We start from the raw sequence: 8388 nt of genomic DNA on the forward strand, positions 1-8388 counted from the left end.
GCGGACCACGCCCTGGCCGGCCATGAGCATGAGGATCGTGACGCCCACGGCGATAACCGCGCCCTGGCCTATGTTGAGCAGCGACAGCGAGGTCTGGTTGCGGACCGCGGCCTTTTCCCAGGATTGCAGGGTTTCGTCGTAGCGGTGCGTCTCGAAGCCCTCGTTGCCGAAATATTTGACGGTTTCATAGTTGAGCAGGCTGTCTATCGCGCGAGTGTTGGCCTTGGAGTCCATCTCGTTCATGTTGCGGCGAAAGATCATGCGCCACTCGGTGACCACGAGCGTGAACGCGATGTACACCACCAGCGTGACCAGCGTCACCACGCAGAACCACGGGTCGTATTTGACGAGCAGGATGATCGCCACGAAGCCGATTTCGAGGATCGTCGGCAGGATGTTGAACAGCATGAAGTTGAGCAGGAAGCGGATGCCCGCGGTACCGCGCTCGATGTCGCGCGACATGCCGCCGGTCTGGCGTTCGAGGTGGAAGCGCAGCGAAAGAATGTGCAGATGCTCGAAGACCCTGAGCGCCACGCGCCGGATCGAGCGTTGCGTAACCTTGGCGAACACCATGTCGCGCAGTTCGCCGAACGTCGAGTTGGCCAGTCGCAGCGCGCCGTAGGCGACGAGCAGAAAGATCGGCAGCGCGAGCGCGGCCCGGGACGGGGTGAGCGCATCCACGATTTCCTTGAGCACCAGCGGGACGGAAACAGTCGCCACCTTGGCGAGCGCCAGAAAGGCGAGCGCCAGCACCACCCGCCCGCGGAATTCCCACAAATAGGGCAAAAGCGATTTGATCGCTTTCCAGTCGCTCTGGCGGGCGGGCGGTTTTCCGTAGTGTCTTGGGCGCATCGGGCTCGGCAATATTCACAAGATGTGGTGGAACGAATTCTACCCGATCTGCGTCATATCCTTGTAGCGATTGTCCGCGATTCGACTTCGGTACTGGACTATGTCGCCTCGGGCGCTTACAAAAAGCAGCCCAGCCTGCAGTGTTTCATCCGCGAACGCGCCGGCAGCTTGCGTGAGCGTGGTGTGGTTGTGGATATCTGGAAATAATTGATCCCTCTCCGCGTCCACGGACGGGATGAATCCCGCTCCTGCCGTTTCAGCGCTTGCCGATGGAAGTAAAGACCAGCGTCAGCCCGAGCGCCACGAATCCGATAAAGAAAATAAGTGTCCAGGTCGGCATGCTGAGGTCGAGAAAGGTCCAGCTAACTTTGGCGCAATCGCCGGTGCCTTCCAGCACCAGCTTCAGGGTTTTCGCGAGCGGAAAGGTTTCCAGCATGTATCCGAACTCGTAGCTGCAGCCGGGTTGCTGGTCGAACGGCAGATGCTGTATCCACACATGACGGCCGGCGACGCCGGCCCCGGCCCCGGCGGCGAATACGGTGAGCGCGCCGTAGAGGCGCCGGCCCCACTTGCCGGGATTGTGCAGTCCGCCGATCAGCAGGATCAGTCCCACGCCGATGACGGCCAGCCGCTGCAGGATGCACAGCGGGCAGGGTTCCAGATGTTCGACGTATTGAAAATAAAGGGCTGCCGCCATCAGGCCGGCGCAGATCAGGAAACCGCCCAGGAAAATTACGCGTTGTGGCATTTATCGTTTTCGGCGCTTCACTTCGGGGGTTCGTATCCGAGGCTATTCGCCGCTCCTCCGGTTACTGGTTGCCTGGCGCGATATTAGCGATCATCCCGTCGGTTATCCAACGCTTCAGCAAAGCCGCCGCATGCAGCGCGACGTTCTGGGCGTCGATCCATTCGACTAAACCTTCGCAAATCGACGCGAAGGGTTCGCTCGCACGCACGGTATCGATCGCCCAGGCTTCGTCCACGGACAGCGAGCGGAAAAAAATCTTGAGATCCTGGCGCCAGACCAGCCACGGTTGCGGCCACGCGCCGGCCCGGGGTTCCTCGGGCGCCTGTTCCTCCTGGACCGCCTTCCAGATGGCCGGAACATTCCAGCGCAGGTCCAGGCGGCGCACGGAAGCATGTAGCGCCAGTCGCATCTCCGGCCAGGCCTCCGGCGGGAGAGATGCCATGTTGTCGAGGTTCGCGACGGGACTGTCCGGGGCGTCGAAGGCCTCCGACATGGCCCATTCCAGTGCCGCCATTTGACCCAGATAAGGCTTGTCGCGGTAAGTCTCGGCCGATGCCAGGTATTCGGACAGACGATGGCCGAAGTAGCGAATGGAAAAGTGCGTGGAGGGATGAGTTTCGAGATACGCCAACCCAAGCTTTTCAAATTCGTCGTCTCCCATCCAGGCGTGCAGGACCGGATAGTTGCTGTCGAGCGCCTCGATCAACCGCACCCGATAGGCATCGTAATAGATGGCGAGACGCCGGGGTACGCTGACTTTCGCGCTGCCGACCACGCGGTCCAGCATGCGTTCGTCGCCGCGCAGCAAAAACGACTGGAAATCGGCTTGCAGGCCGTAAAGCGGGCTCATGCGGAGGCAACCGAAACCGCGGATTGGCGCGCGGGGGGGCGCGCGATCCGGCGGGCACGATCGAGTTCGGCGATCAGTTCGGCCAGCGGCGGGATGTTGTCGTCACGCTCGATCATGGTCGAGACGCGTCCGAAACGGCGCACTGCCTGCGCGTAAAGCTCCCATACCGGATCGATCACCGGCTCGTCATGGGTGTCGACGATGTAATCGCCGTGGTTGCGGTGTCCGGCAAGATGAAACTGCCACACCCGCTCGACCGGGATGGCTTCGAGGTAGGTGCGCGGGTCGAATTCGTGATTGAAACTGCTGACGTAGATATTGTTGATATCGAGCAGGACCCGGCAGTCGGCCCGTTCGACGATCTCGCGCAGGAATTCCCATTCCGTCATCTCCGATTCCGGGTAGGTGACGTAGCTCGAGACGTTCTCGATCAGTATCCGGCGGCCCAGAAAATCCTGCACCTCGCCGAGGCGCGCGACCACGTGGCTTATCGCCTCTTCGGTGTAGGGCAGAGGCAACAGGTCGTGAGCGTTAACGCCGCCCACGCCCGTCCAGCACAGGTGATCGGACAGCCACGCCGGCTCGATCCGGTCGGCCAGCGTCTTGAGCTGACGGAGATATTCCCGGTCGAGCGGATCGTGCGATCCGATGGAGAGAGATACGCCGTGCATCACCAGCGGGTAACGCGCGCGGATGCGTTCGAGGTAGTGAATCGGCTTGCCGCCGGGGACGAGATAATTTTCGGAAATGATTTCGAACCAGTCCACCGCCGGGGGTTCGTTCAAAATCGTTTCATAATGCGCGGGACGCAGCCCCAGGCCGAAACCGAGGTAAGGACGTTCCGTGTGCGGAGCTGTGTTCGGCATTGGCGGGAAGAAAAAGCCGGGCGCAATTTACCGCGCCCGGCGTGTTCGGCTTGAGAGCCGTGGAGAGTGTTACTTCTTTTCCGTGTCCTTCATCTTGGCCTTGGCTGCGTCGCATTCGGCCTTGGACATGTACGTCCAGCCCTTGCCCTTGCAGCTGTTCTGGCCCTTGCAAGCGTTGTTGGCGGTCTGGCAGGCCGATGTGCCCTTGCAGGAATTCACGCCGTCGCAGTGAACCTTGGCTTCGCCCGCGTCCGCGGCCATGACCGGGGCGATGCCCGCGGTGGCGAACAGTCCGGCGGCGGCGGTGGCCAGGGCAAGACCGGTAAGTTTTTTGGCAGTCATCATGATCATTGTCTCCATTGTTTCGTTTATGGTTGAGTTACGTCCCGTTAATCCAAATAAAGGGCCTCAGTAGGGCGACGCAAATACTCTCCCGACCCGGAATCAACTGAACGTGTAAGACATACTATCCCTGTGCAAGTTCCTGTCTATATCAGGGCCGGAATAATTTAACAGATATCTTTGGCGCCTGACCAGCCGCCGGTCAGGCCAATCGGCGCATTTATGCGCTGATTTTCAGGCGCTGTGGGACGGGGGGTGGATTTTTCATCAATGGACGAGTTTTTTGTACTTGATGCGGTGCGGCTGTACCGCCTCCGTGCCCAGGCGGCGCTCCTTGTCCACCATGTAGTCGGCGTAGTTGCCTTCGAACCACATCGCGTGGCTGTCGCCCTCGAAGGCGAGCATGTGGGTGGCGATGCGGTCGAGGAACCAGCGGTCGTGCGAGATGATCACCGCGCAGCCGCCGAAATCGAGCAGCGCTTCTTCGAGCGCGCGCAGCGTGTCCACGTCGAGATCGTTGGTCGGTTCGTCGAGCAGCAACAGGTTACCGCCGCTCTTCAGGAGTTTCGCGAGATGCACGCGGTTGCGCTCGCCGCCGGAAAGGTCCCGCACCAGTTTCTGCTGATCGGGCCCGCGGAAGTTGAAACGGCCGCAATAAGCGCGTGACTGAACTTCGGTCTTGCCGATCAACATGATGTCGTGGCCTCCGGAGATTTCCTCCCACACGGTTTTTCCGCCATCGAGCGTGTCGCGGCTCTGGTCGACGTAGGCGAGCTGCACGGTTTCGCCGACGCGCAGTTTCCCGCCGTCGGGTTTTTCCTGGCCGGTGATCATGCGGAACAGCGTGGTCTTGCCGGCGCCGTTCGGGCCGATCACGCCGACGATGCCGCCGCGCGGAAGATTGAAGCTGATGCCGTCGATGAGCAGCCGGTCACCGTAACCCTTGGTAAGGTTTTCCGTCTGCACCACCACGTCGCCGAGACGCGGACCCGGCGGGATGAATATCTCCTTGGTTTCGTTGCGTTTCTGGAATTCCTGCGACGCGAGTTCTTCATAGGCCGCCAGGCGCGCCTTGCTCTTCGCGTGCCGGCCTTTTGGATTGGTGCGCACCCATTCGAGTTCGTGTTTCAGCGTGCGCTGGCGCGCGGACTCCTGCTTTTCCTCGACGGCGAGCCGTTTCTGTTTCTGCTCGAGCCACGAGGAATAATTGCCTTTCCAGGGAATGCCCTCGCCGCGGTCGAGTTCGAGAATCCAGCCGGCGGCGTTGTCGAGGAAATAACGGTCGTGGGTCACGGCCACGACGGTGCCGGGGTAATCATGCAGAAAGCGCTCGAGCCAGGCGACGGATTCGGCGTCGAGATGGTTGGTCGGCTCGTCGAGCAGCAGCATGTCGGGTTGCGACAGCAGCAGTTTGCACAATGCCACGCGCCGGCGCTCGCCGCCGGAGAGCTTGGTGACGTCCGCCTCCCATGGCGGCAGGCGCAGGGCATCGGCCGCGATCTCGAGCTTGCGGTCGAGGTCCCAGGCACCGGCGGCGTCGATCTTTTCCTGCAGCTTTCCCTGTTTTTCGATGAGCTTGTTCATCTCCTCGTCGCTCATCGGATCACCGAATTTCATGCTGATTTCATTGAATTGGTCGAGCAGCGCTTTGGTTTCCGCCACCGCTTCCTCGACGTTGCCGCGTACGTCTTTCTTGGCGTCGAGCTGCGGTTCCTGCGAGAGAAAGCCGATACGAATATTCGGCTGTGGGCGCGCCTCGCCGTCGTACTCCTCATCCACGCCGGCCATGATGCGCAGCAGCGTGGATTTTCCCGAGCCGTTCAGGCCGAGCACGCCGATCTTGGCGCCGGGAAAGAAGGACAGCGAGATGTCCTTCAGGATCGCGCGGTTCGGCGGCACGATCTTGCTGACGCGATGCATGGTAAAGATGAATTGGCCGGACATTGAATAACCTTGCGTGGGTCAAAGGCGGTTTATTATAGTGTGAGGCGTGGCAGTCGTGAACACAATAAAGTAGCCCTGCTGCGCTCGTCTTGACATAAGAGCAGTAGCCCTGCTGCGCTCGTCTTGTCACATTTAAATGTGTGTTCATGTCGCCGAGCGGGTGCAACGGGTTTTGTTGCGCCCTGTGGGCAAGTCACGGGTAGAGGCAGCGGCAACCAGCCGCAAGAAGCAGGCGGATTACCCGGGCATGGGCGCGGATTCAGCGGCGAGAATTGGCCACCCAGGTGGGCGAGGTAGTGTCGGAGGAAAGCGTCGTTTCGTCGGCGAACTCGTAATCGGGCTGGGAGTCGGCCTGCTGGAAATAATTCCCCTGCACGTAATCGAATCCGAGGTTCCAGAGAATCCCGAGATCGTTGGCCTTCTCGACGAATTTGGCGATGGTCTGCTTTTCCATCGCCTTGGCGAGGTCGACGATGGCTTTGAGCGAAGTGCGGGTAAGGTCGTCGGTCGAAAGGTTGCGAATGAGCGAACCCGAGATCTTGAGAAAATCAATTGGCATCTCGCGCAGGCTGTTGAGTGTGGCGAGATTGTTGCCGAAGTTGTCGACCGAGAATCGGCAGCCGATCCGTCGCGCCGCCTGCATGAACATGGCCGAAGCTTCGGGATTCGCCATGACGGCCGATTCATCGGCCTCGAGCACTATGAATCCCGGTTTGAGCCGCGCGACCGACAGCTGCTTCTGAAGCAGGGACAGGAGTTCAGGATCCTTGAGTGCTGCCGGGCACAGATTGACGAAAAAGCTGGCCTGTCTTCCCTCGGCGTGCAAGGCGGCGAGGGAATGGATCGACTGACGTATGACCCAGCGGTCAATGGCAGCCAACATTCCCAGCTTTTCGGCCGCCGCCATGAATTCGCCGGCGTGGATCAGCTCGCCGTGACGGCCGACGAGACGCAACAGGACTTCGAAATATTCCGCCGGATCGCCGTGCAGATTGACAATAGGCTGGTAGGCGAGCTGAAAGCCGTCTTTCTCGAGAGCGGTTTTGAGGCGAATCTCCCAGTCCACGGCCGCCGTCGGCATGACCGGCGTTTCCCGGTGCAAGTCCGCCGCCGGTATTTCCGCTCCGCCGGCGTGGGGGGGCGCTGACGCGGTAGCCTGTGGCGTCGGTGCTGGAACCGGTGCGGGCGCCGTTTTCTGCGGACGGTTGTGCTGGCAGTTTTGGTAAGCCTTGTTCAAAACCGCCTGTGCGCTTTCGGTGTCCTTGTCGATCACCGCCACGCTGATCGTGCCATCGCAACGGAAGACCTTGCCCCCTTCCAAGAACGTGGTTTCCTTCAATGACGACAGCAGTTCTGTTACCGACGTCTTGATCTGCTCCTCGGACATGTCATGCAACAGCGCGGTGAATTCGTCACCACTGAAGCGGGCCAGGATCGTGGACTCTCCGAGTTTGTCACGGAAAAGTCGTGCGATCTTGAGCAGCAGCCGGTCGCCGGCGGCGTGACCGAGGACATCGTTGATATCCTTGATCTCATTGAGATCTAGATAGAGCAGGGCGCTGCGGCTTCCCACGGTCTTGACCCGCTCGATCGTCTTGGTCAGTTCCTGCGTGAAGTGATGGCGATTGAAAAGTCCGGTGAGCGGATCGTGCTGATTGAGGTATTGCAGCCGGTTCTCCACAGCCTTGCGCTTGGAGATATCGGTGACCAGAAACTGGGTGCAGTTTTCGCCATTGAGGACGATCGACGAAATAGCGAGCTCCGCGTGGAAGTGACTGCCGTCTTTCTTGACGGACAGAAATTCCTGCGGGTCCGCGGGATTCTGGGACGAGGCCTTGCGCAGATAGTCCTTGAAGCGGGGATGGTCGGATTTCTCGATCAGGTTCAGCACCGGCACGCCTTCGATCTCGCTCAGGTCATCGTACCCGAACATCTCGAGATAAGTCTTGTTGGCGTCGATGTGCATGCCTTCCTGGCAGTAGCCGATGGCCTCGCGCGATCCGGCGATGATGGCACGGTTTTTATTCTCGACTTCCTGGAGCGTTTTTGTCATCTGCCGGAACTGGTGGCGTTCCTCGGCCACGCGCAGTTCACGCTCCACCACCGGCGCCAAGCGCGCCGCCTGGCTTTTCATCACGACGTCGTGCGCGCCGTTGCGCATGATCTTGACGAGATCCGGGTCGCGGATGTTCCGGGTGACGACGATGAAGGGAATGTCGAGATGCGCGCGTTTGACGAGGTCGAGCGCCAGTTGCGCGCCGAAGTGCGGGAGCGTGTACTCCGAAAGCACCACGTCCCATGGACCCTTGTCCAGCGCCGCTTGCATGGAGGCCAGATCCTGCACGCGTTGATTCTTGAGCATATAGCCCGCCTTGCGCAGGGTGGCGACGGCCAACTCAGAATCGTCCGGCGAGTCGTCGACAATCAGCAGGCGTAATATCTTCTTTTCCACAAGTCCCTCTTTCTCAAAGAGTATTTTAGCAAAATGCTCCTGTAAACCTGTTTTTTGGCGCGCAACGCCAGAAATGCGGGAAAGGCCGAGATTTCAGTATGGCAGCAAAACATTCCTCATGTGTCACTCGCTCCTTAAGGCACCGGATGCCCTCAATCGAGCTAAATACCCCGCTTGTCGTTCAAAGGCCGCGATCCGGTTGTCATTCTGCGAACCCTGTATAGGCTTTCCCTTTCGATGGGGTTGCAGTGAAATCGCCGGGAATTCCGGCTCAACCAAGGGTCTGGTTTACCGTCCGGGGATAGCCGCAAGGATGCCGCGATCACCCCGCAAC

At 60.1% G+C, this 8388-nt stretch carries 8 protein-coding genes; 1 reads left to right on the top strand and 7 read right to left on the bottom strand.

Features of this window, described 5'->3' with window-relative positions:
* Positions 1-852 (bottom strand): ABC transporter transmembrane domain-containing protein (locus ACC569_RS13075; RefSeq protein WP_372523974.1); only part of this gene is annotated, 852 nt, incomplete at its 3' end.
* Positions 853-879: 27 nt separating this feature from the next.
* Between ACC569_RS13075 and ACC569_RS13080 the strand changes: the two genes are divergently transcribed.
* Positions 880-1059, top strand: a complete 180-nt coding sequence (locus ACC569_RS13080) for a hypothetical protein (RefSeq protein ID WP_372523975.1) — start codon at positions 880-882, stop codon at positions 1057-1059.
* Between the two features lie 49 nt (positions 1060-1108).
* Here ACC569_RS13080 and ACC569_RS13085 read toward each other — a convergent pair whose 3' ends face one another.
* The 6 genes from ACC569_RS13085 to ACC569_RS13110 form a co-directional block, all read right to left on the bottom strand.
* Positions 1109-1600: a disulfide bond formation protein B gene (locus ACC569_RS13085; RefSeq protein ID WP_372523976.1), complete on the bottom strand. Its 492-nt coding sequence runs from the start codon at positions 1598-1600 to the stop codon at positions 1109-1111.
* A gap of 61 nt (positions 1601-1661) precedes the next feature.
* Positions 1662-2450 (bottom strand): DUF2063 domain-containing protein, encoded by a 789-nt coding sequence (locus ACC569_RS13090; RefSeq protein ID WP_372523977.1) that lies wholly within the window; start codon positions 2448-2450, stop codon positions 1662-1664.
* Positions 2447-3316 (bottom strand): DUF692 domain-containing protein, encoded by an 870-nt coding sequence (locus ACC569_RS13095; RefSeq protein ID WP_372523978.1) that lies wholly within the window; start codon positions 3314-3316, stop codon positions 2447-2449. Before ACC569_RS13095 ends, ACC569_RS13090 begins: the two co-directional genes overlap by 4 nt.
* Before the next feature lie 69 nt (positions 3317-3385).
* Positions 3386-3658 carry a hypothetical protein gene (locus ACC569_RS13100; protein WP_372523981.1) on the bottom strand — a complete coding sequence of 91 codons (273 nt, stop codon included), beginning with the start codon at positions 3656-3658 and terminating at the stop codon, positions 3386-3388.
* Positions 3659-3925: 267 nt separating this feature from the next.
* Entirely contained in the window at positions 3926-5602 is a 1677-nt protein-coding gene (ettA, locus tag ACC569_RS13105) for an energy-dependent translational throttle protein EttA (RefSeq protein WP_372523979.1), read from the bottom strand.
* Positions 5603-5861: 259 nt separating this feature from the next.
* The gene (locus ACC569_RS13110) at positions 5862-8054 is read right to left on the bottom strand and encodes an EAL domain-containing protein (protein ID WP_372523980.1); all 2193 of its coding nucleotides are present in this window, start codon (positions 8052-8054) and stop codon (positions 5862-5864) included.
* Between the last annotated feature and the right edge of the window lie 334 nt (positions 8055-8388).

The sequence above is a fragment of the Sulfuricaulis sp. genome, assembly GCF_041499725.1.
Classification (GTDB): Bacteria; Pseudomonadota; Gammaproteobacteria; order Acidiferrobacterales; family Sulfurifustaceae; genus Sulfuricaulis.